The organism is Capnocytophaga sp. HP1101 (genome assembly GCF_054772415.1).
Genome location: NZ_BPUU01000003.1, coordinates 360756 through 382459 on the forward strand (window position 1 = coordinate 360756; position 21704 = coordinate 382459).

Below are 21704 nucleotides of genomic sequence, written 5' to 3' on the forward strand. Positions count from 1 at the left end.
GTTATGAGAAAGCTGTTAATTTTATCAAGTCTTGCTCTTATGGGAGTTGCTTGCTCTAAAAGTGATGATGGCAATAATAACAACAATAACAATAACAACACCCCTGACCCGTGGGAAGAAGAGGTATTATTGCCTACTAAGTACATCATTGAGCGTTCAGGGGGTAATATCACCGAAATGGTTTACACCATAGAGGATGGGTTTATCAAGGAGGCAAGAGAGTTCAAAGTCTCTCGTACAGAGCGAAAGGAAGTGAAACATTTGATTATTACACCTGTGGAGGGTAAAAAGCTTCCTGCCAGAATACATATTGAGAAAGACGGTATACGCCAAGAAACTGTGGTATTTAGCTTCAATGACCAAGACCAAGTTACTGAAATTAAAAAAGGTAAAATAGGAAAGCTTCCTATGTCTATTACTTTTGGCTACAAAGATGGGAAGCTAAGTGAATTTTCTCCTATTCCTTCAAAAGTTTACAATCTTACTCACCCAGATGCCTATACTGTGGTAGCAATGGGTAAATCTGGACGCGACAGAATTACCTATACTTTTAGTCCAGAAGGCAATTTGATAAAGAAAGTAATAGATCAACTCAATGCCGAAGGAGTAGTTTTTTTTAGAAAGACTTATGTATATGAGTATGACTTACAGAAGAAAAGCCCTAAGAGAAACTTGCAAATACAACTTGTCACGTTAGCAAACACTCCTTTAGAAGACTACCTTTTTTATGAGCTTTATGAAGCCACTAATAGCAAAAACCTTGTAGTGAAACAAACTGAACTAACTCAAAAACTAAAAGACCCTAACAACCCCAGTTTAGGACTTGATACAGGCACTCCATATTTAAGAGTTGAATATAAAAATGAAGCTAATAATCCGCAAAGTTATGCTACTAAAATTACCAAAATAGAAGCAGGATATGATAGTTTTACTGAAAAATACGAATATTAAATAATAAAAAAACCGTTATGAGAAAGCTGTTAATTTTAGCAAGTCTTGCCCTTATGGGGGTTGCTTGCTGTAAAAGTGATGATGACAATAATAACAATAATAACAATAACATTCCTGACCCGTGGGAAGAGGAGACATTATTGCCTACTAAGTACATCATTGAGCGTTCAGAGGATGATATTACTGAAATGGTTTACACCATAGAGGACGGGTTTATCAAGGAAGCGAGAGAGTTCAAAGTCTCTCGTACAGAGCGGAAGGAAGTCAAGCGTTTGATTATTAAACCTGTAAAAGGTAAAAAACTTCCTGCAAGAATAGATATTGAGAAAGATGGTATATATCAAAGAACTGTGTCATTTAAATTCAATGACCAAGACCAAGTTACTGAAATTATGAAAGATGGAAATATCTCTAAGGTTGTTACTTTTGGCTATAAAGATGGGAAGCTAAGCCAATTTGCCCCTATTCCTTCAAAAGTTTACAATCTTACTCACCCTGATACTCATACTGTGGTGGCAAAGGGTAAATCTGGATACGATAGATTTATCTATACTTTTAGTCCAGAAGGTAACTTGATAAAGAAAGTATATGAATATTTCTCTAAAGGGGTACTTTCTTTTAGTAAGACCTATGTATATGAGTATGATTTACAGAAGAAAAACCCCAAGAGGAACTTGCAAATACAACTTATCACATTAGCTAACTCTTCTAAAGATTTCAATTTTTATGAGCTTTATGAAGCTACTAACAGTAAAAACCTTGTAGTGAAAGAAGCTGAACAAACCCAACAACAAAAAGATGCTAACGACCCCAACTCAGGACTTACTACAGCAATATATTTAAGGGCTGAATATAAAAATGAAGCTAATAATCCGCAAGGGTATGCTACTAAAATTACCAAAATAGAAGGAAGATATGATAGTTTTACTGAAAAATATGAATATCAATAAGTGAAGAATATAATGAAAAGCAAATAGTGAAAATACTGTTTGCTTTTTACTTTTCTTATTACTTGATTATTTATTAATACAAATCAAAAGTTGAATTAACTTACTAAATATAAACATCCCCCCAGCCCCCTTAAAAGGGGGAGATGTGACGCAAAGGCGACAATATACTGTATATCAGTGATGATTATTTTTCAACTCTTGATTCATATTATTTATTAATACAAATCAAAAGTTGAATTAACTTACTAAGTAAGGGCGAAATACTTGAGGAAGGCGAAGCTACTCTTGTAGATGACTTGTGGCAGTACCACACCCAAGCTTTACTTCCTGTGCTTGTGGGGACAACTGTTACCACTATCGCTACTGACCGCCACTATCGAAGAACTGACGCTATAGCAAATTGACAAATTAACAAATAAGCCCCCTTCTTCACTTGGGGAAAGGGCTTTTTAAGTTCTAAAAGTTGAGTTGTGCCTTTACTTTTTCATAATTTGCGTAGAATAAAGGAGCGGGAATGTTGTTCTGTTTGCCTTGTTCATATACGCAGCGGCATACATAAAGCAAGTCGGGGAGGTTGTTGTGGAGGGTCATTATCTTTTGGGTGAGGATATTGCGGGCAAACATTCGTTTCATTAATGGGGCTGAAAGAAAAGTAGGGATTTTGTAAGGCAACAACTCGTTGTTGTAATGCTTAAGTACTACCCCACGTGAGGCTACTATCTTCACTGTTTCGCGTATTGAGCGTACGGATTGCCTCAATAACGGGGTAGATTGCATTAGTTTCTCGGCTGCCTGAGTAGTTTGAGTGTTATTGGTATAACTATCTATTGCAGTGCTTGCTACCGAGATAACGCCTGCATTAATAGCGATGTGCAACCATATCCATTCCAGCATATCGTAAGGGTGTTCCAGCTGTATTTGGCAACTGGCGAATAGCTTTGCCAAATCATCGTAATTAGGAATGCCAGCTTTGGCTTTCCCTTCTAACATAAAATGGTCAAACAAACAAGCATTCAGCGTTTTGCCTTGTAAATTGCCGCCTGCTACGGGGTAGCCCAGCACGTAAGGGCGATTGCCTAAAATCTTCTTTACTTCGGCTCTTTCTTCCCAAATACCACAAGCGATAAGCAAAGAGCCCGTAATTCCCTCTCGGTTAAGTTCTTGAATCACACTGCCTAACTTCCCCGAAGGTACCGCCACAAAAATAAAGTCGTATTCCTTTTGAGTAGCGTGCCCAATAGGGTAAGTATCGGTATACGAAAGTCCCTTCTTGTGCGTACGTCCGTCCAACATATTGATGTTTAAGGCGTTTATAGCATTCTTTTTACTATCTTTTCTGAGATAATGGGTTACTGTGTGTCCTGCTTTAGCAAACGCATAGCCGTAAATAGAGCCTATCACTCCTAAGCCAATTACTAAAATGTTCATAATATTTTAATTTTCAAATGCAAAAGTAAAAATAATTCCTAAAAATGGGAGGTTTTTATTTGTCAATTGTTCATTGTCAATTATTGCTGTTGCGTTGATTTTTAAATTTCAACCATATATAATTGATAATCAACAGCTTTTAGCTCAATTTATTTTTTGACATTTGAATTGACACTAAACATCAATTTGTTTGATACTATTTTTAAGCAATTGATTTATAGATGTTAATTCCACATAAAAAAGTTATTTTATCTTTATAAGGAAAACAATGCAACAGTACTAATTGTCAATTGTCAATTGTTTTAAATTGTTCAAACCGCTTTTCGGCTTCTCGGAGAGCGGTTTTCTTTATTTTGCTTTTTTCAGCAAAGAGTTCAGTAGTAAGAGGAGTGTTTTGTTTGTCGATAGAGCCTTTCCATTTGCCTACGACTCTGCCTTCGTGCAGTAGCACAGGATAGAACAGTCCGTTCTTGTTATGTGCCTTTGCCTCGTGCTGCTCCTGAAGGGCTATCCATCGGCTTTTATACCCTATGAGATACTCGTCGTACGGCGGTAGCAAATGTACTGCCTTTGAGTAATCAGGCAGTTTAAAATTATTGCGATACAGGTACATTGAGATATTCTCCACTAAAATTTCTTCTAATTCGGTGGCAATATTCTCAATAGCTTTCTTGCATTGGGTGAGTGGCAAACCCGACCACCACGCAAAGTCTTCTACCGTAGCGGGCGAATGACTTCTGAAGTATTTCCTTGCCAAAAGCGTCAAACTATCTTCATAAATAAGTGTGGGAGTGGCAGGTACGCGCTCGCTCACCAATGCCCACGTGGCATTCTTGCCGTTCATTTCTCCCGAAGCTATAACACCTTCAATTTCAGCGCGCAGCAATAAAGAGGTGAGATGTTTTTCATCAGGTAAAAGACCTAAAGCACTCAATTCATTGGCAATAGACTTTTTAGCTAATGATTTGCCTCCTTGTAACATTTCTTGCAAGGCTACGGCTACTTCGGCAAAATGTGCTTCAGAGAATTGTGCCTTTATAGTGCTTAACCACGATTGCAAGGTGCGCAAATTGCGGTCTTTGCAGAGCGCAGTAAGCCAAGCGATATCATCAGCAGCTACCACCTGTACTGTACAGCGCAAGAGGTGCAGGCGCAAGAGTTGTGCGTTAGCAAAAGCCTCTTGTAGCAGATTTAGTTGTGGCACACATTGGCGTATGCCTATTGCCCAGCGGAAATAGTTGTAATCCTGCGCTTGCATAGCGCCTTGCCACGCCACAATTGCCTCAGGGGTATTGTGCAGAGGAGCGATAAGGTGCTGGTGTACCAATCGGTAAGTGATAGCTTCTTGTTGAGTCATAGTTCTAATTATCTAATTACCTAATTTGCTAATCTTACTGAGTGTTTCCTCAATCATTGCCATACGCTTCTTTACCTTCTCTACTGAAGCGTCTAAAGTATACCCCTCGTCAAGCAGTTCCTTGATGAGGAGTATTTTTTTGATATTCAGGTAATCATACCGGCGGTTTTTGCCTTCCTCTTCTGTTAAGCTCGTGAGGATACCCTTCTCTTCCCAATAGCGTATTTGCCGTGTAGGAATACCCGTAATTTGCGATACTTCCCCTATGCCCACTACCAATTTCCGCAGAAATTCAAAGTCTAACAATAACTCTTTTTGTGCTTCTTTAGCCATAAATTGTAAATAAATTACGAATTAGGTTGCAAATATACAAATAAAAATACTACTTTTGCATTTTGTAAATAATCTACAATTACAGTCAATTATTAACAAATGAATACAGAACTCAAACAAACCCTACAATTTGTCTTTTTTATAGCTACACCGCTTTGTTTGGTAAATAGCTTTATCACAAGCGATAAGTTAAACCTTTGGAGTGATTGGAGTACAAAGTTTTTAACCTCTTACGCAATATCATTTCCTCAGGCAGTACTCTATGTTTCTTTGGTAAAATGGTATAAGAGAAGAAAATGTAAAATCAATAAATAAATATAAAAATGAAAGACTTAAACAACAAGAACGCCGTGATTACTGGCGGAAGTGATGGCATAGGCTTAGGAATCGCCAAAGCCTTTGCTCGTGAGGGTGCAAACCTATTACTGATAGGTAAAGACCCCGAAAAATTAGAAAAAGCCCAAAAGGAACTTCTCAATGAGTTTGCGGTGCAGGTGTATACCCTCTCTGCCGATTTATCAGAAACAGAAACGCTAACTGAGGTAGTAAAAAATATTGAAAAGCTACTGCCTACAGTCGATATTTTGGTAAACAACGCGGGGTTAGGGAAGTTTGTGCCTTTTGAGCAGGTGGATAACACCCTATATGACGCACATTTTAACTTGAATGTGAAGGCACCTTATTTTCTTACACAACAGCTCTTACTAGCACTTATCAAGAGCAAAGGCAATGTAATTAACATCTCGTCGTATTTTGCACATCGTATGCTTCCTAACCGTGCTACTACCATCTATTCAGCAACTAAAGGAGCGTTGAATTCCTTTACCAAAGCCTTAGCCTTTGAGGTAGGACATTTGGGCGTGCGTGTGAATGCCGTGGCGCCGGGCAGTATCTCTACCCCTCAGTTCAATCGCAATTTGCAGGCACTTACCCCCGAAAAGCAAGAAGCTTTTGAGACTATGGTAAAAGAAATTTATCCGTTACAGCACATCGGTACGCCAGAAGATATAGCCGAGGCTTGTGTGTTCTTAGCCAGCGACCGCGCTTCGTGGATTACGGGCACAGTAATTGCCGTTGACGGAGGGCTCACTACAAATTAGTGATAGCACGGTGCACAATAAATGGAAAATTCCCGTACGATGCGAGCCACATAGGCAGTTATTGTACGGGATTGTTTATCTCTACCTATACCGAACCTACACTGAACCTACACTGAACTATCATCGGCTCTACATCGGCTCTACATCGAACACTAAGCGAATCTAAAGCGAACCTTAACCGAAGTTACATCGAATCTAAAACCTCTACTAACACGATCGGAGAGCCCCTGTTTTTCTGTTAATTGCCAATTGAAAAGAGCCTATCAGCAAATAAAATTAAGTCGTATAGCAAGTAAGTATGTTCTTTTTAGCCGTACTTTTACTCCCGAAATCAATTGACAAATTGGTTAATTAGCAAATAGAATTTATGAATATAGCCTTTAAGACTCAGTATCGACTCAACTCGTGCTATTTTCGTCATTTGTCATTGGTAATTATTTTGTATTTTTGCCCCAGAATAATAGAAAAGAAAATGTCAAAAACTAAAAAAATCCTCAAGCGTATGTTATACACTATCCTTATAATTCTTGCCGTAATTGGTATCGGCACTGCTATTGTAGTGAACTTGTCTAACTTTGGCAAAGTACCTTCGGGCGAACACTTGGCGCGCATTGAGCAGTCGCCTAACTACCGTAATGGGAAGTTCCACAATTTAGAACACACCCCGCAAATCACCTCGCGCAACTCCTTTGATTTAGTTGATTAGACCGAAAACCGCATCTCATTAACGAATTAACACATTAGCAAATTGACAAATTAATATGACCTCTTTCGTTGCTTTAGACTTTGAAACCGCCAACTACCATTGGAGTAGCGTGTGCAGTATAGGGCTTGTGTTTGTAGAAAACGGCACTGTCGTCGATTCCTATTACGAACTCATCAAGCCCGTACCCAATTATTACAACGCTATCAACACTCAAATTCACGGACTCACACGTGCCGATACTGATAACGCGCGTGAGTTTCCCGAAATATGGAAAGAGCTTTTGCCGCGCATAGGTAACCTCCCCATAGTAGCACACAACAGCCCGTTCGACGAAGGTTGCCTGCGTGAAGTCTTAGCTTATTACGGACTGCCACCTTACCCTCAGAAGTTTCTCTGCACCTGTCGTCAGTCTCGCAAGGTATTTAGAACGCTCCCCAACCACAAGTTAGGGACTGTAGCTGCACATATAGGCTTTGATTTAACGAACCACCACCACGCCTTAGCTGATGCCGAAGCCTGTGCTGCTATTGCCTTAAGAGTTTTTACAGAATATACTGAATAATCCAAAGAAATGAAAAAAGAAAATTTATCTCCCACCGGAAAGTTTATATAAATGCAAACTTATCACATCACCGACATATTAAGCACCCCTGCGCATACCAGCTTACACGTAGGCATTTTTGAGGAAACTCCCGACCCCGAAGGGATGCTCCTAATGACCATCTATGCAGGTTTTCTCGCAGCTATTAATGGGATGAATTCCCTATTAACTTCGGGAGTCTTAGACGATTTAGGATAAGTATAGGATTTAAAAGATAAAGGTTATATTATAGTTTTAACAATGCTTTGACCTTCTTGTTTTCTGCTTTAAGACTAACGCTCTTTCGGTTTAGGTTCGCTTAGTGTTCACTGATGAGCTACTGTCCCTTCGGTATAGGTTCAGTATAAATTTGCTTTAAGTAGAAACAAAAAAAATCCCCGTGCGATAATTACTGCACGGGGATTTTTAATTGTCAACTCTTAATTGTTTAGGTGTTTTTTAAAGAACTCCTCGAACTTGTCGTAAGGTATTTTACCTGCTTTGTTGTCGTACAAATCTACGTGAGTGGCATCAGGGACTATGTAAAGCTCTTTGTCTTTGCTACCTATTTGTTTGTAAGCATCTTCAGCAAAATAGCGTGAATGGGCTTTTTCACCGTGTACTAATAGGGCTGGGGTTTGCATCTCGGCTGCATAGTGCAAAATAGGCATATTGATAAGGGCTAACGAGCCTGTTTCTGCCCAAAACGCATCGGGGTTTGAGTTTACAGCTCGTGGGTGGAAACCGCGTGGGGTACGGTAGAACTGAGCATATTCGGCAATAAACTGAGGTGTTTCAGCAGTAATAGTTTTAGGGTCGATATTGCCAGCGGGGAGGTAGGTAGCATAACCTTTTTTGCTGCTTTCCCAGCGGAGATTGTTAATTTGCTCTTTCATTGCACGGCGTGCTTCAGGAGTATTGCCAGGAGCGCGGTCGTAAGTGCCTTGCGCATTAGGGGTCATTTTAATCTCGTACCCATTGGCTGATACGCGGGTCATATCGTACATAGTGCTGGTGCCTACGGCTTTGATACGTGTATCAGAAAGGGCAGCGTTCAAGGCAAAACCACCCCAACCGCAGATACCGAGGATACCGATACGGTTACGGTCTACATTGTCCAAAGAGCCTAAGAAATCAACCGCAGCTGAAAAGTCTTCGGTATTGATTTCGGGGCTGGGCATATTGCGGGGTTCTCCAGAGCTTTCGCCTGTATAAGAAGGGTCGAAAGCCAAAGTTACAAAGCCGCGCTCAGCAAGTGTTTGGGCGTACAAGCCAGAGCTTTGTTCTTTTACCGCTCCAAAAGGACCTGATACGGCTATAGCAACTAATTTGCCTTCGGCGTTTTTAGGGGTATAGAGGTCGGCTGCAAGGGTAATGCCGTAGCGGTTTTTGAAGGTTACTTTGCGGTGGTTCACTTTATCGGATTGCGGAAAAATCTTGTCCCATTCTTGTGTTAAGGTCTAGTGTTTTCGGTGTTAGGGGTTTGCGTTTCTGTTTGCGTGTTCGTATTGTTTTCCTGTTGAGGGTTTTGGCAAGAAACGATAGCCAAAACGGTTGCGAGTGTTAAAGTTATTTTTTTCATATAGTTTTATTTTTAGGGGCAAAAATACAAATATTTTGCTAATTATCAAATTTATTTCTGTAAGTTTACAAATTCTCTTATATATAGTTATGAGCGTTGCGGAGGGCGTTGCCTGAAAAGCCGTGAGAGCCTCCTGCAATAGGGTGATAAGTAACATTGGGAAAGGTTTGCGAAGTGCGCTCAGCATAAGAGATGTTCACTATATTATCACGGTCGCCGTGCAAGAGCAGTACGGGCTTGGTAACACTTCTGATAATATCGTAGATGTTGATATTCCACGCATCTTGGTAGTATTTTGCACTTATGGTAGTGCCAAAAAGTGATGAAGTAGCAGGTATGCTGTTGTAATTGTTGTTGAAGCGGTTGTGAGCGTCGTCTACCAAGCTAAAAGCGGGGTATATAAGGATAAGGTTCTTAATTTCGCTGAGGTGATCGGCAGCGGTAATAGTTGAGACAAATCCTCCTTGACTAACACCTAATAGGGTGATGCGATCGGGGTCTACATCGGGGCGCGTTTTCAGGGTAGCGAGGATAGCTTCAAGGTCGGCTTTTTCAGTAAGTACCGACATATCGGTAGTGCGACCATCACTGCGAGAGCCTGATGAGCCCCCTACAAAATCAAAAGCATACGCCAAATAGCCCATACCTGCTAATAATTGTGCGTAGGTTTCACCTTCGCGGTGATTACCTCCAAAACCGTGACTTACAATCACCAAGGGCAATTTTCCTTGTGCGCCTTGAGGGCGGTGCAATACGCCATAAATATTGAGTCCGTCGCGTGAGGTGTTTAATTCTTCGGTAGTTACACTATAAGTAGCCCCTTCGGCAGGGTTAGGGTTATCTTCGTTTTGTGAGGAGCAAGCCGCTGAGGTCATCGTTAGGACGATAAGTGATAATGAGAGTGCGATTTTTTTCATACAATTTTAGTTTTTAAGTTTCACGCTGCAAAGGTACGGCGGTTTGGTGAAAGACTATTGTCTGAGAGGCTCAAAGAGTGAGTCGTACAGGTAATTATTTATCTTTCAGTGTTTTCATATCAATCACATAGCGGAATTTTACCTTACCATCTCTTACATTATTGTAAGCATTTTCAATAGCTGTGGGGTCGGCATTGATAACCTCTACCATAGGGTAGATGTTGTGTTTCACCGAATAGTCTAACATTTGTTGTGTTTCTTTCATTCCGCCAATGAGTGAGCCATATACTTTTCGGCGTGCTGAAAAAGGCAAAGTTACGAGGTTCAGTGTAGGGGATTGAGCGTTCAAAGCAGGTTGCCCTACGATAGCCATTTCACCATCTTCTTTAAGGGTAGTTAGATACATTTGTGGGTCATATTGAGTAGCTACAGTGATGAGAATAAAGCTCAAAGTGTTTTGTGCTTCTTTCAACTCGTTGGCATTATGGATATTCACGTATTTTGCAGCACCGAGTTTTTGAGCTTCAGGGCGTTTGTCGTCTGTAATTTCAAAAACAGTAACCTCAGCCCCCTTAGCTTTGAGGTATTGTACTGCCATATGACCCAAACCTCCAAAACCAGCGACTCCCACTTTATCACCTTTTTTAATCTTGCTGTAATATATAGGCGAATAGGTAGTAATCCCCGCACAAAGTAGTGGTGCTACGCGTTTCATATCGGCATTTTTAGGTATTTTCACAGCAAAACGCTCGGATACGACAATGTTATCGGAATAACCGCCCATTGTATTTTCGTTGTTGTGAAATACATCGTCGGAGGCATAGGTAAATACCGTTTGTTGCCTTTCGCAGAACATTTCACGGTCGTTCTTGCAATTATTACATTCGCCGCAAGAGTTCACCATACAGCCCACTCCAGCAAAGTCGCCTACTTTGAATTTCTTCACATTCTTACCTACTTTCACTACCTTACCTGCAATTTCGTGACCAGGAACCATTGGGAATTTATTGTCGAACCAATCGTTGTTTATTTGATGAAGGTCGGTATGGCAAATCCCGCTGTAGAGAATATCAATTAAAATATCATTATCGCCTACTTCGTGGCGAGTAAAATTGTGGTGGTGGAAATGACCTCCTTTTTCTGAAACGGCTAAACCTTTGGCAGGCACGCGGTTTTCTTGAGCACTAAGGGTTACAATGCAAAGTGCTAATACAGATGTTAAAGCATTCTTTTTCATATTATTCTAATTCAAATTTTACAGTTACAGAACCACTGCCTAAGGCGTTGCGCAGGGCAGCAGCGTTTTCCACCTTCCCGATGCGGGTATAGGAGTAGCCACCGTGATTGCCATAGAAGAGCACTAAGGTATTACCGCTGTACAGCATCAGGTCGCCAGCGCTGAGTGAGGCTTCCAATTTGTCGTTACGGGTAAGGTTACCGATGTTGGCTATTTTCTCGAACCCGCCGTAATCATTCATTTGTAGGGTAAGGGGTAGTTTGGTTTTGAAAGCCTTAGCCGTTTCGTTATCGGCTAAGGCTACTTTAAAAACAGTATTTCCAATGGTGATTTTCATAGTGTTTGTTGTTTGATTTGTGGTGTTAGTACTTGTTCCTGAGGTATTGTTGTCGTCCGGTTTAGGAGCGGGTTGCTCATTGTTTTGATGATTAGCAGACTGCTGTTCTTGTTTGCTGCACGCCATTGCTGTAGTGATAAAAGCAAGGCTTAAAAGTAAAAGGATTTTTTTCATATCATTCAATCTTTAAGTTTCACGCTGCAAAGGTACGGCAACTTTACAAAATACTATTGTCTGAGAGGCTCAAAAATTATTGTTGTGGCTTTCAAGATTTTTATTTTCTCTTGTAATGATTATTTTAAATAGTAATTTGTTTGCTTGCCTAAGTACCAATATAAGTCACTTTAGCTTCGATTTAGGTTCGCTTAGTGTTCGGTATTGAGCCACAGATGAGCAACTCTCCCTTCGGTGTAGGTTCGCTATAGATTCGGTGTAGATACGGATAACAAATCTCTGTGCAGTGCCTACTGCACGGAGATTTGTTAATAAGTGTGGCGCAAAGATACTGAATAATTACGAATTATAAGCTACAAAAAATCCCTGTGATGCGGCTCGCATCACGGGGATTTTTGGCAAGAAAAATCGCTAAATACACTTTATAATTTCACTTTTTCAATATCGTTATAGTGTTTTTTATCGACGATAGTGCCCTTGTGAATCACTACAATCCCTGGATTGGAACGAATCACTGTTTTTAGGGTGGTGCCATCGTTCAGATAGAAATCAAAGGGCAGGTGGTAGGCGGTTTTCACTTTGTCGGCTTCATCGAGTGTAGAGGTGAGTCCGATAACTTTATAGCCTTGTGCCATCGCTTTTTCGGCAAAAGGTTTTACTTTTTCAAAGGCTTTTACATCGGCTTTATCAATGCGATAGGCAATGATAAGCACGAGCTTGTCGAGCTGCATAAATTCTTCGAGGAAACTCTCATCGTTGCGGTTGATGTCAAAATCTACGATATCAGGCTGAAATCCTTTTTCTACGAGTTCGGTAGTAAAATCAACAAACTCACCTTGGGTATCAGGGTAACGCCCTTGAGTGGTGTATTCTTTTATTTGGTCGCCTTCTTTTATCTTCCAATAGTAGTTGTACACAGGTTTGGGGGCATCATTGGGCACCGCCATAGCGGTGGGGATATGTACCCCTATTTTATACGGACGAAAATCAACAAATGGCAGGTGGTTATACACTATATACACCCCTATGAGACAGAGTACTAAGGCTCCGGAAGTGAGATATAGCGGTAGGTTGCCCTTGCCGATAGGCTGCACGTACTCTTGGAAAAAGAAAATAGGCAAGGTAAGTAGCAGCAGCACAATGTCTTTAGTAAACGACTGCCAAGGGGTGAATTTGATAGCATCACCAAAACAGCCACAGTCTCTCACTTTATCAAAGAAAGCCGAGTAGAAAGTGAGGAAAGCGAAGAACACCATCATTGCCAGTAGTAGCCACAAGGTGAATTTCTTTTTATAGCCTACCAATAGCATTACGCCCGATAGTATTTCAACTATACAGATGACGATAGCCAATGCCAAAGAATAAGGCACAAAGAAAGGCATATTCAACACTTCGGGGGCAAAGTAATCGTCTAATTTATACGAAAATCCAAAGGGGTCGTTCAGCTTAATACTCCCGCTGATGATAAAGATAACCCCAACGATTATACGGAGGGTATTGATAAGATATTTCATTGTGTTAGGTTTTAGGTGTTAGGTTTTAGGTTTTAGCCAATGTGTCAATTGGCTCATTGACACATTGACTAATTAGCTAATTTGTTAAGCTACTGCGTAGATTTTTACTTCAGGAGCTTTGTCGAATAGGGGAGCGAGTTCTTTCACTACATCGTTGTTAAAAAGCTCGGTGCTGAGGTAAGCTTTAGCGTTCTCTACGCTGTCAAAACCGTGAAGCACTTGCACATCTTCATCGCGTACCAAAAGGTCTTTGGATAGGGCTCCTTTAATATCCTTCAAGAAAGGAGCTTTGTACTTGTTGTACACCCCAGCGGCAGCAGGGCGATTGGCGTTGTTCACATACATAGTGATTTGTAAAAAAGCTTTTGCATTCATCGTTTAAATATTGTTTAAGTTTGACGCTGCAAAGGTACGGCGGTTTTGCGCATCACCCCCTGCACAAAACAGAAAACAAATGGTACATTTCTTACCTCTTACCTCTTACCTAAATTTAGTAGGTACTATCCCATTCAGCCTCTTAAAAAAGCGGATAAAATAAGAAGGATCTTCAAAACCAAGGGTATAAGCAATCTCACTTACAGGTTTATCGCTATGGGTAAGCAGGCGTTTGGCTTCGAGCGAAAGCCGTTCGTTGATGATTTCTAAAGGCGTTTGCTGTACGAGTTCATTGGTGCAGTTGGTGAGCGTTTTAGCCGATACGTTCAGCATCTCGGCATAAGCAGCTACTTGGTGCTCCTCTTTGAAATGCTGTTCTATAGCCTCCCGAAAACGCACAAAGAGCAGGTGCTTGGGGTTGCTTATTGAGAGTTGGGGTCGGTTAGCTTTGAGTGTAAAGCGTTGTGCACTGATGAGCAAGAGGTGCAACAAGTGCTTGAGATACTCGCTGTGTGCAAAGCTGTCGGGCACTTGCATTTCAGTTTGCAGCTGATGGAATAGGTTTTCAATAACTGGCACTTCCGCCTCACTTAGTTGCAAATAAGGCAGTTGTGAAAAGCTGTCGAACACATTGTGCTTGAGAAAGGTATTGATCACATCCGTATTATCTGCCAAGAAGATTTCGTTAAAATGAATAATAAACCCCTCATAAGGTTGCCTATCAAAGGCGTGTATTTGTCCTTTCCCGATAAAAAACAGCTGCTGTGGGGCTACTTTATACGCCTTAAAATCAACGAAATGTTTCCCCGTACCCTTAGTGAACCACAGTATTTGGTAAAAACTATGAGTATGAGCCCTTTGGGTATGTACGCCATTCTTGGCAAGGTACTCTCCCAAGGGGAATAACGCAAACTGCAAAGCGGTAGGCGTATCTTTATGGAGGTGATATTTTTGCATAGTTGTTAGTTTTTAGTTGGGGCAAAGGTACAACTAATTGGTGAATTGGCAATTCGTTTAAACTCCTAACTATCAATATTATTTACCAGGCGGTTAATTGCTAATTGTCAATTGCTAAATATTTCGTACTTTTGCGCCCTAATAAAAGAAAATTGTAAAATATGAATGTAGAAATTGTATTATCATTTTTGATGGCTTCGGTGATCTTGAGTATTATGCCAGGCCCCGACAATCTTTTTGTACTTACCGAAAGTATCACTAAGGGCAAACGCGAAGGTACACTTATTGCCATTGGCTTGTCGTTAGGGGTATTAGTGCACACAGTGGCTACGGCTTTTGCAGTGATTAAGTACGTTGGAGCTGCTTATCTGTTCTACTTGGCATTCAAAGCCTATAAAGAAAAGAAGTTAGAGATGCACCTTACTGAGGGGACTACCTCGCAACCTAAAAGTGCGGGCTACTTAGTGCGCAAAGGCTTTTTGATGAATGTGCTCAACCCTAAAGTAGCGTTGTTCTTCATCGCTTTTCTACCCCAGTTTATCAGTCCAACAGGCTTTAATATTACCGTGCAGATGTTGCTATTAGGGTTTATCTTTGCCTTGCAAGCCTTAGTGCTTTTCTACTTAATAGCCCTTTTGGCCAGTAGGCTTACCAAATACGTAACCAACGACCGCTTTTGGAATATTACCAAATGGAGCAAAATAGGAGTGCTATCCGCTTTAGGTTTGCTGTTAGTATTCTCGAAAAAATAAGACATTCGTTCATAAAAAAAATCCCCGTGCTGTGAAGGCATCACGGGGATTTTTATAGTTTGTCATACTACGACTTATGATTTAAGTGATAAACTCATTTTTGAGATATACTGTGCTATTTCGCTTTGAGCTTCTTTTACAATTGCTTCACGGTCGGCACCAGCAATGTCCATACCTTGGGCGCGAATGAGCTTCATCTTGGTAATACCCATCATACTCAGCACAGAACGTACATAACGACTGGCTAAATCCATTGGAATATACCTAAAATCTTCTTCGTACTCGCTGCCACTTACTTGTACATACACTACTTTCTTGTTGTTGCTGAGCAATCCAACCGAACCATCGGCTGTGTACTTGAAAGTGCGCTTGGCTATGAAAATGTTATCTACATAGTCTTTGAACTTAGAAGTTACATTAAAATTGTGTAACGGACTGAAGATAAATACGTAATCAGCGGCGATAAACTGCTCAATGAGTTCGTTTTGGCGCGCTGCAATGCGTTGTTGCTCTTCAGTAGGGGTTTGTGAGAACCAAGCGGCATACATCTGTTCATCTACACGCGGTAGGAAACAGTTGGGGTTGTAAAGTTCGAGGGGTTCTATTTCCACATCAGCGTGCAATCCTAATAAATAGTGGGCATAATGAGCTAATTTCACAGTAGTAGCCTCGCTGTTGTGGTACAGCGGGTGGCAGTTAATGATAAGAATTTTCTTTTTTTCCATTGTTTTTATTTCTTTAATAAGGTGTCAATTTCAAGGTATTTGCTATTAATGGCAGCAATGGCAAAGGCAGCCGCTACAGCATTCCACACCGAATAATCAAAGGTGGATTTGATGCCTAAAGCTAATACCATCGAGAGCCCAAAAGAAGCTAAGAGGCAGCCTGTGAGTTTGGCTACGAGGTTCGTTTTAAAGCCTATGAGCAAGCAAATAGGGAAGATAATTTCCAGCATAGTAGCTGCCCAACCACCTATATTGGCAAGAGAAGCAGGTACGAAGAAGAGCAGTTGCTGGGTATAGGCTAAGAAGGCATCCATATTGCCCCAAACAGCCCCTTCTCCCCATAGCCCGAAGCGGTCGGCTACGGCTGAGAGCATTGCGGTACTTACGGCAAGGCGCAAGCAAACGCGTATATACTTTTGAAACATCATAATGTTTGTTTTTAAGTTTCTGAGGGCAAAGATAATAAATAATTACAAATGACGAGTTACGAATGACGAAAAATCCCTGTAGTAACTGCCTGTGCGGCTCGCACTACGGGGATTTTTTTATAATTCTATCATTGGCACTTCCATTAATAGGATTTCACTATCGGTAGTAGCTGTTAAGGTAAAAGCTTCTGTTTCGGTGATTCCTATACCATCGCGGGTGTTTAACACTATATCTCCTACTTTGGCTTCCCCGCTGATTATGAACACGTACACTCCATTTTCAGGATGGTGTAAGCGGTATTCTTTACTATTCCCAGCAGCGAAATTAGCTAAGTTAAACCAAGTGTTTTGATGCACCCACAAGCCATCATCATTAGGGTCGTCAGAGAGAGGGTAGATAAGCGTTAAGCCAACCGTGGTTAGCGTGTCCACGAGTATCGGCTTTGTGTAAGATGTTTTTCATTTTTTTATTTCCTTCCTTCTTTACATACTCTCTTAGAAAGGAGGTATGTAAGAATATTTACTAAGTTTATTATGCTTTTACATCTTGAATATTAGGGTCTTTGTCGAAACCTTTTTTGGCAAATGGACAAAGGGGCAATATTTTGATGTTTTTTTCACGAGCAAAAGCTACGGCTTTGGCAAGAAGTTCTTTGCCATAACCTTTACCTTCAAAAGCGGGTTCTACCCCTGTATGGTCGATGATGATTTTGTTTTCGCCTGCCCATACGTAGGTCATTTCGCCTGCAAAAGTGTCGCCTTCATAAATGATGAAGCGTCCTTTTTTACCGTTGTCTTCTTGGTCTAATCTTGTCATTTCGCTGTTGTATTTAAAAGTGAGTGCTTTTGACGGACATAAGCCTATTTGGTGAATAAGCTGTTCCGTTGTAGCGTTTTCAATCTTCACCCAAGGACGTTCCTTGGGGTTGTACACCTGTGGCAGCGTTTTTACACACAAACCTGCGTGCGTACAGAGTTCAGGTCGCCAAACGATGGTAATATCATCGTTGGCATAATAGTGTTCTTTCATTGTTTTTATTTTTAGTGTTCGGAGGCAAAAGTACGAATAATTAGCCAATTAACAACTGGGCTAATTGGCTAATTTACAATCAATCTAAGTGTCCGAATTTGCCTTTTTTGAAATCTTCAAAGGCTTGAACAAGCTCTTCTTCAGTGTTCATTACAAAAGGCCCATAAGCGGCAATGGGTTCGTTAAGTGGTTCGCCACTAAGTACTAATACTACGGCGTCGCTGGTAGCTTCTACGGTAAAGGTTTCACCATCGTTTGCCATTAACACGAAGTTATCGGTAGGAGCATCGTCGGTGCCGTTTACATTTACGCTGCCTTCTACTACCAACACACCTGTGTTGTAATGAGCTGGGAATCTGAAGGTTGCTTTTGTCCCTTTGCGCAATTTCACATTGAGCATATTCACTGGACTGAAAGTGCTGGCGGTGCCTTTTACGCCCTTGTATTCGCCCGCGATGACTTCCACTTCCACACCCTCTTCAGTGTAACGGGCTATCTCGGCATTTTTGATAGCTTGGTATTTAGGAGCCGACATTTTGTATTTGGCAGGCAAGTTCACCCATAATTGTACCATTTGGAATACGCCACCTGTTTTGCTCCATTCAGCTTCGTGGAACTCTTTGTGGAGTACGCCACTGGCGGCGGTCATCCATTGTACATCGCCTTCGCCAATCACACCACCCCCGCCATTGCTGTCGTTGTGAGCTCCCCGACCTTTATAAGCGATAGTTACGGTTTCAAAACCACGGTGAGGGTGTACATCTACGCCTTTGGGTTTGTCGCTGGCGGGGAATACGTATTTAGAGTTGTAATCCAAAAGGATAAATGGGTTCATACGCTCCATATCCATACGGAAACCGCTGGGGATGAAGTTGTGTACACGGAAGCCATCGCCTACAAAATGAGGTTCACGAGGCATTGCTACTAATTCTACAGTTTTTGTGTTCATTTTTTTATTTCCTTTCTTTAAAATAATACTTTGTTTTTCTGGGTGCAAAGGTACGGCGGTTTGGCACCTTGTGCATTGAAACAAATTAAGAAATGAACTTAATGTAGATTAAGATTCTCGTAGCATTTTAGCTTTCATTTTGCTCAAAAATTCAGGGGTAATGCCTATAAATGAGGCTATTTGGGTTTGTGGCAATCGCAAAAGCAGTTCGGGATAACGCTGGGCAAACGAGGTGTAACAATCCTGTGCATTGCCGCTGAGCATCTCCAAAATCCTACTTTGTAGCACCTGCTGGTTGCGTTCAGAAAGTTTGCGGAAAATGAGGTTGAACTTAGGCACTTCGGTGTAAAGTTGTTCTAATTTTTCGTGGGTAATTTGCCACACAGTAGTGTCTTCTAAGGCTTCGATAGCCAAACGCGCAGGAGTGTGGTTCTGAAAACTGTTTATATCGGTAATCCAATGGTTTTCAGTAGCAAACTGAATGATGTGTTCATTGCCTTTGTCATCAGTTTTGTAGAGCTTGAGGCAACCTTTTTCTATAAAATGGAAGTGTGTAGCTATATCGCCTTCTTGCAATACAAAATAACGTTTGCGGTAGGTGCGAGTGGTAAAAAGACGATTCACAAGAGCTGTTTCTTCCTCAGTAAGAGGACAAAGACGATTAAAATAGGATATAAGCATATATTAGGATTGAAAGCGACAAAGATAGTGATAATTTGCTAATTAGCTAATTTGCCAATGAGAAAAATCCCCGTAGTAATTGCCTGTGAGGCTCTCACTACGGGGATTTGTTGTTGTCAATAATTAATTTTCAGGAGCGGAATAGGTTACGATGTCAATACCTATACCATTAGGGTCGGTGATAGCGAAATGGCGGTCGCCCCAAGGTTCATCACGCAATTCTATAGCGATAGGTACGCCTTTGGCTTTTAGCGATTGGTACACTTCATCTACATTTTCAACTTCTATAGTGAGATAAACCCCTTGTCCTTGAAAAGGAGGTTGAAAAAGCGGTTGCTGAGAAGAGTGATGAGGTAATAAAAAACTGATTTCTGCTGTCCCATTAGGGGTGTGTAACAATAAGTAAAAGTCGTTTTCAAAACTTACTCCAAAGCCTAATACTTCAGTATAGAATGCTTTGCTTTCTGCTAATTTTTCGGTGATAATACCCGCGTTTAATTTCATTTTAATGTACTTTTAAATTTGGGGGCAAAAGTACAATGGGCTTGGCAATTGTGATTGTAAAAAACGGACATTCTTTAAACAATCACCTTGCTTGGTGTATCGCCGTAAAAAGTTTTAAAGTCTTTAATGAAATGCGCTTGGTCGTAATAAGTGTCTAAAAAAGAGTGATTGTGATAGGCTTTTTCACTTAGGATATGCTGAAAGCGTACGATTTTGCTAAAAGTCTTCGGACTGTCGCCTATGTAATAATCAAACAAGCGGCGCAACTGTCGGTTACTGATGCCTGTGTTTAAAGTGTGAATAGGAGTTGTTCCTTTGTGCTGCAAAATAGTCTTCAATGCTACAAAGAAGCGATTGTCAATACGCAAATTTTTTCCTGCGAGATAGTTTATAAAATAATGGTCTAACTGCTCTCGTATCTCTTTAGCCGAATGCTGGTAACAGTGCTGCACAATAAAAGTTGCCAATGAGGGGACAATATCTCGCAAAGGAATTTCTTGCTGGCGTACTTCCGAAGCATCTTGCTCAAACAACAAAGGGAAGACTGCAGGCAAAAAGCGGATACCTATGTAATGAAACTCTCCCTCCATAGGAAATTCGGTGTAGTTTTTACAGAACCCCATTAGTGAGCTTTCTTGGGGGTTAGTGAGATTAAAAAAGATATCGACACAACCATCGGCAATAACGCGATAAGTAAATGTAGTAGCGAGGTTTGTATTTGTTTTTAGTTCCCAATAACAGTAAATGAAGGGTTGTAACGCTTCAGTAGGCACAAACTCTCTATAGCTTACCTCACTTTGAGTGTGAGGTATGCGAGCTTGTACGGGGTGATAGTAAGGGTGAAGAGGGAACATCAGTTTTTTTATTTATCGGGGCAAAGATAGTAAATAATTACGAATGACGAGTTGCGAATGAGGAAAAATCCCCGTAGTAACTGCCTGTGAGGCACGCACTGCGGGGATTTTTCATTTACGAATTTGCTAATTTGCTAATTCTCTAATTTGCTAAACTTTCTTTAAAAAATGCCTCTAATTTATCAAACGGAATGACTCCTGCTTGATTGTCGTAAAAATCGGTGTGGCGGGCATTGGGGACAATCAACAGTTCTTTTTTATCACTCCCCACTAATTTGTAGGCATCTTCACTCATATAGCGAGAATGGGCGTTTTCGCCTGCAATGATAAGCGTAGGCACCTCAATTTCATCGGCATACGAAAGTAGCGGGAAATTCATAAATGAAAGCAGGGTGGTTGCTGTCCAAACATTATTGGAAACCGAACGCTCGTGAAAACCTCTTGGAGTTTTGTAAAACTGAATATAGTCATTCAAGAACTCAGGAACTTTATCCGAAGGCTTGTCGGGCATAGGGTAACCTGGCGTAGGGGTTCCAGTTTCGGCATCCGTCCAACGCGTAGCATTGAGCGAACGTTTCATTTCCTTGCGCATTTCGGGGGTATTGGCATCAAAATAACCTTTGCTAAAAACGCGGGTCATATCGTACATTACCATTGTTGCTACAGCCTTGATGCGCGTATCGATAGCCGTAGCACTTAAGGCAAAACCTCCCCAACCACAGATGCCTATCACACCTATTTTTTCTCTATCAATAAAAGGTTGCAATCCTAAGCAATCTACCGCTGCCGAAAAGTCTTCGGTATTGATTTCAGGCGAAGCTACATTGCGAGGCTCACCGCTGCTCTCGCCCGTATACGAAGGGTCAAAGGCGAGGGTTACAAAGCCTCTTTCAGCCATAGTTTGAGCGTAAAATCCTGAGGCTTGTTCTTTTACAGCTCCAAATCCTCCACAAATGGCAAGGGCAGCAAGCTGTTTATTTTCAGCGTTTTTTGGGAAATACAAATCGCCGATAAGAGTAAAACCATAGCGGTTTTTGAACGATACTTTTTTGTGTTCTACTTTGTTGCTTTTCGGGAAAGTCTTGTCCCAAGAAGCTGCATTTACGGGGTTTTCTTTGCTTGAATACATATTACTTATTTATTTTAACGTGAGTTCGATATAATAAACTACTGATTAACAATTGTATCTTACATTTTATCATAAGATATTCACCGGCAGGTGAAAATTCGTGAGATTCGCGGGAGAAATTTTTAATAATATTTTTGATTATCAAATAATTGAT

General features: G+C 41.0%; 27 protein-coding genes. 7 read left to right on the forward strand and 20 right to left on the reverse strand.

The window, feature by feature from the left end:
• Positions 1-3 precede the first annotated feature (3 nt).
• On the forward strand, positions 4-951 hold the full coding sequence (locus tag RCZ04_RS02710; RefSeq protein WP_460484424.1) for a hypothetical protein: 948 nt from the start codon (positions 4-6) through the stop codon (positions 949-951).
• 17 nt (positions 952-968) lie between these two features.
• Positions 969-1901 (forward strand): hypothetical protein, encoded by a 933-nt coding sequence (locus RCZ04_RS02715; RefSeq protein WP_460484425.1) that lies wholly within the window; start codon positions 969-971, stop codon positions 1899-1901.
• Positions 1902-2357: 456 nt separating this feature from the next.
• On the opposite strand, the gene RCZ04_RS02720 is transcribed toward RCZ04_RS02715, so the two are convergent.
• The 3 genes from RCZ04_RS02720 to RCZ04_RS02730 form a co-directional block, all read right to left on the reverse strand.
• The gene (locus RCZ04_RS02720) at positions 2358-3329 is read right to left on the reverse strand and encodes a ketopantoate reductase family protein (RefSeq protein ID WP_460484426.1); all 972 of its coding nucleotides are present in this window, start codon (positions 3327-3329) and stop codon (positions 2358-2360) included.
• Positions 3330-3615: 286 nt separating this feature from the next.
• The gene (locus RCZ04_RS02725; protein ID WP_460484427.1) at positions 3616-4686 is read right to left on the reverse strand and encodes a winged helix DNA-binding domain-containing protein; all 1071 of its coding nucleotides are present in this window, start codon (positions 4684-4686) and stop codon (positions 3616-3618) included.
• A 12-nt stretch (positions 4687-4698) separates the two neighbouring features.
• Positions 4699-5019, reverse strand: coding sequence for a MerR family transcriptional regulator (locus tag RCZ04_RS02730; RefSeq protein ID WP_460484428.1), 321 nt, complete (start codon positions 5017-5019; stop codon positions 4699-4701).
• A 323-nt stretch (positions 5020-5342) separates the two neighbouring features.
• Between RCZ04_RS02730 and RCZ04_RS02735 the strand changes: the two genes are divergently transcribed.
• The 4 genes from RCZ04_RS02735 (at position 5343) to RCZ04_RS02750 (ending at position 7624) form a co-directional block, all read left to right on the forward strand.
• Positions 5343-6119 carry an SDR family NAD(P)-dependent oxidoreductase gene (locus RCZ04_RS02735; protein WP_460484429.1) on the forward strand — a complete coding sequence of 259 codons (777 nt, stop codon included), beginning with the start codon at positions 5343-5345 and terminating at the stop codon, positions 6117-6119.
• A gap of 472 nt (positions 6120-6591) precedes the next feature.
• Positions 6592-6825, forward strand: a complete 234-nt coding sequence (locus RCZ04_RS02740; RefSeq protein WP_460484430.1) for a hypothetical protein — start codon at positions 6592-6594, stop codon at positions 6823-6825.
• A gap of 55 nt (positions 6826-6880) precedes the next feature.
• On the forward strand, positions 6881-7387 hold the full coding sequence (locus RCZ04_RS02745) for a 3'-5' exonuclease (RefSeq protein ID WP_460484431.1): 507 nt from the start codon (positions 6881-6883) through the stop codon (positions 7385-7387).
• A 51-nt stretch (positions 7388-7438) separates the two neighbouring features.
• Positions 7439-7624, forward strand: a complete 186-nt coding sequence (locus RCZ04_RS02750; protein ID WP_460484432.1) for a hypothetical protein — start codon at positions 7439-7441, stop codon at positions 7622-7624.
• Positions 7625-7845: 221 nt separating this feature from the next.
• Here RCZ04_RS02750 and RCZ04_RS02755 read toward each other — a convergent pair whose 3' ends face one another.
• The 8 genes from RCZ04_RS02755 to RCZ04_RS02790 all read right to left on the reverse strand — a co-directional run bounded on the left by RCZ04_RS02755 (position 7846) and on the right by RCZ04_RS02790 (position 14498).
• Positions 7846-8820 carry an alpha/beta hydrolase gene (locus RCZ04_RS02755; RefSeq protein ID WP_460484433.1) on the reverse strand — a complete coding sequence of 325 codons (975 nt, stop codon included), beginning with the start codon at positions 8818-8820 and terminating at the stop codon, positions 7846-7848.
• A 38-nt stretch (positions 8821-8858) separates the two neighbouring features.
• Entirely contained in the window at positions 8859-8987 is a 129-nt protein-coding gene (locus tag RCZ04_RS02760) for a hypothetical protein (protein ID WP_460484434.1), read from the reverse strand.
• Positions 8988-9064: 77 nt separating this feature from the next.
• Positions 9065-9904 (reverse strand): alpha/beta hydrolase family protein, encoded by an 840-nt coding sequence (locus RCZ04_RS02765; RefSeq protein ID WP_460484435.1) that lies wholly within the window; start codon positions 9902-9904, stop codon positions 9065-9067.
• 94 nt (positions 9905-9998) lie between these two features.
• Positions 9999-11141 (reverse strand): NAD(P)-dependent alcohol dehydrogenase, encoded by a 1143-nt coding sequence (locus tag RCZ04_RS02770; protein WP_460484436.1) that lies wholly within the window; start codon positions 11139-11141, stop codon positions 9999-10001.
• Position 11142: 1 nt separating this feature from the next.
• Positions 11143-11652 (reverse strand): cyclophilin-like fold protein, encoded by a 510-nt coding sequence (locus tag RCZ04_RS02775; protein WP_460484437.1) that lies wholly within the window; start codon positions 11650-11652, stop codon positions 11143-11145.
• 422 nt (positions 11653-12074) lie between these two features.
• Positions 12075-13166 (reverse strand): DoxX family protein, encoded by a 1092-nt coding sequence (locus RCZ04_RS02780; RefSeq protein WP_460484438.1) that lies wholly within the window; start codon positions 13164-13166, stop codon positions 12075-12077.
• An 84-nt stretch (positions 13167-13250) separates the two neighbouring features.
• A complete protein-coding gene (locus RCZ04_RS02785) occupies positions 13251-13541 on the reverse strand; it encodes a hypothetical protein (protein ID WP_460484439.1) in 291 nt (96 codons plus the stop codon).
• 105 nt (positions 13542-13646) lie between these two features.
• A complete protein-coding gene (locus RCZ04_RS02790; RefSeq protein ID WP_460484440.1) occupies positions 13647-14498 on the reverse strand; it encodes an AraC family transcriptional regulator in 852 nt (283 codons plus the stop codon).
• Positions 14499-14659: 161 nt separating this feature from the next.
• Here RCZ04_RS02790 and RCZ04_RS02795 point away from each other — a divergent pair, with 161 nt between their 5' ends.
• Positions 14660-15250 (forward strand): LysE family translocator, encoded by a 591-nt coding sequence (locus RCZ04_RS02795; protein ID WP_460484441.1) that lies wholly within the window; start codon positions 14660-14662, stop codon positions 15248-15250.
• Positions 15251-15324: 74 nt separating this feature from the next.
• Here the strand turns inward: RCZ04_RS02795 and RCZ04_RS02800 are convergent, their stop codons facing one another.
• The 9 genes from RCZ04_RS02800 to RCZ04_RS02840 all read right to left on the reverse strand — a co-directional run bounded on the left by RCZ04_RS02800 (position 15325) and on the right by RCZ04_RS02840 (position 21550).
• Positions 15325-15975 (reverse strand): FMN-dependent NADH-azoreductase, encoded by a 651-nt coding sequence (locus RCZ04_RS02800; RefSeq protein ID WP_460484442.1) that lies wholly within the window; start codon positions 15973-15975, stop codon positions 15325-15327.
• A 5-nt stretch (positions 15976-15980) separates the two neighbouring features.
• The gene (locus RCZ04_RS02805; RefSeq protein WP_460484443.1) at positions 15981-16403 is read right to left on the reverse strand and encodes a DoxX family protein; all 423 of its coding nucleotides are present in this window, start codon (positions 16401-16403) and stop codon (positions 15981-15983) included.
• Between the two features lie 117 nt (positions 16404-16520).
• A complete protein-coding gene (locus RCZ04_RS02810) occupies positions 16521-16835 on the reverse strand; it encodes a pirin family protein (protein WP_460484444.1) in 315 nt (104 codons plus the stop codon).
• A 100-nt stretch (positions 16836-16935) separates the two neighbouring features.
• Positions 16936-17433, reverse strand: coding sequence for a GNAT family N-acetyltransferase (locus RCZ04_RS02815; RefSeq protein ID WP_460484445.1), 498 nt, complete (start codon positions 17431-17433; stop codon positions 16936-16938).
• A gap of 79 nt (positions 17434-17512) precedes the next feature.
• Positions 17513-18382 (reverse strand): pirin family protein, encoded by an 870-nt coding sequence (locus tag RCZ04_RS02820; RefSeq protein ID WP_460484446.1) that lies wholly within the window; start codon positions 18380-18382, stop codon positions 17513-17515.
• Between the two features lie 108 nt (positions 18383-18490).
• Positions 18491-19063 (reverse strand): Crp/Fnr family transcriptional regulator, encoded by a 573-nt coding sequence (locus RCZ04_RS02825; protein WP_460484447.1) that lies wholly within the window; start codon positions 19061-19063, stop codon positions 18491-18493.
• Positions 19064-19186: 123 nt separating this feature from the next.
• Positions 19187-19567: a VOC family protein gene (locus RCZ04_RS02830; protein ID WP_460484448.1), complete on the reverse strand. Its 381-nt coding sequence runs from the start codon at positions 19565-19567 to the stop codon at positions 19187-19189.
• A gap of 74 nt (positions 19568-19641) precedes the next feature.
• Entirely contained in the window at positions 19642-20421 is a 780-nt protein-coding gene (locus RCZ04_RS02835) for an AraC family transcriptional regulator (protein WP_460484449.1), read from the reverse strand.
• A 142-nt stretch (positions 20422-20563) separates the two neighbouring features.
• On the reverse strand, positions 20564-21550 hold the full coding sequence (locus RCZ04_RS02840; protein WP_460484450.1) for an alpha/beta hydrolase: 987 nt from the start codon (positions 21548-21550) through the stop codon (positions 20564-20566).
• Positions 21551-21704: the final 154 nt, after the last annotated feature.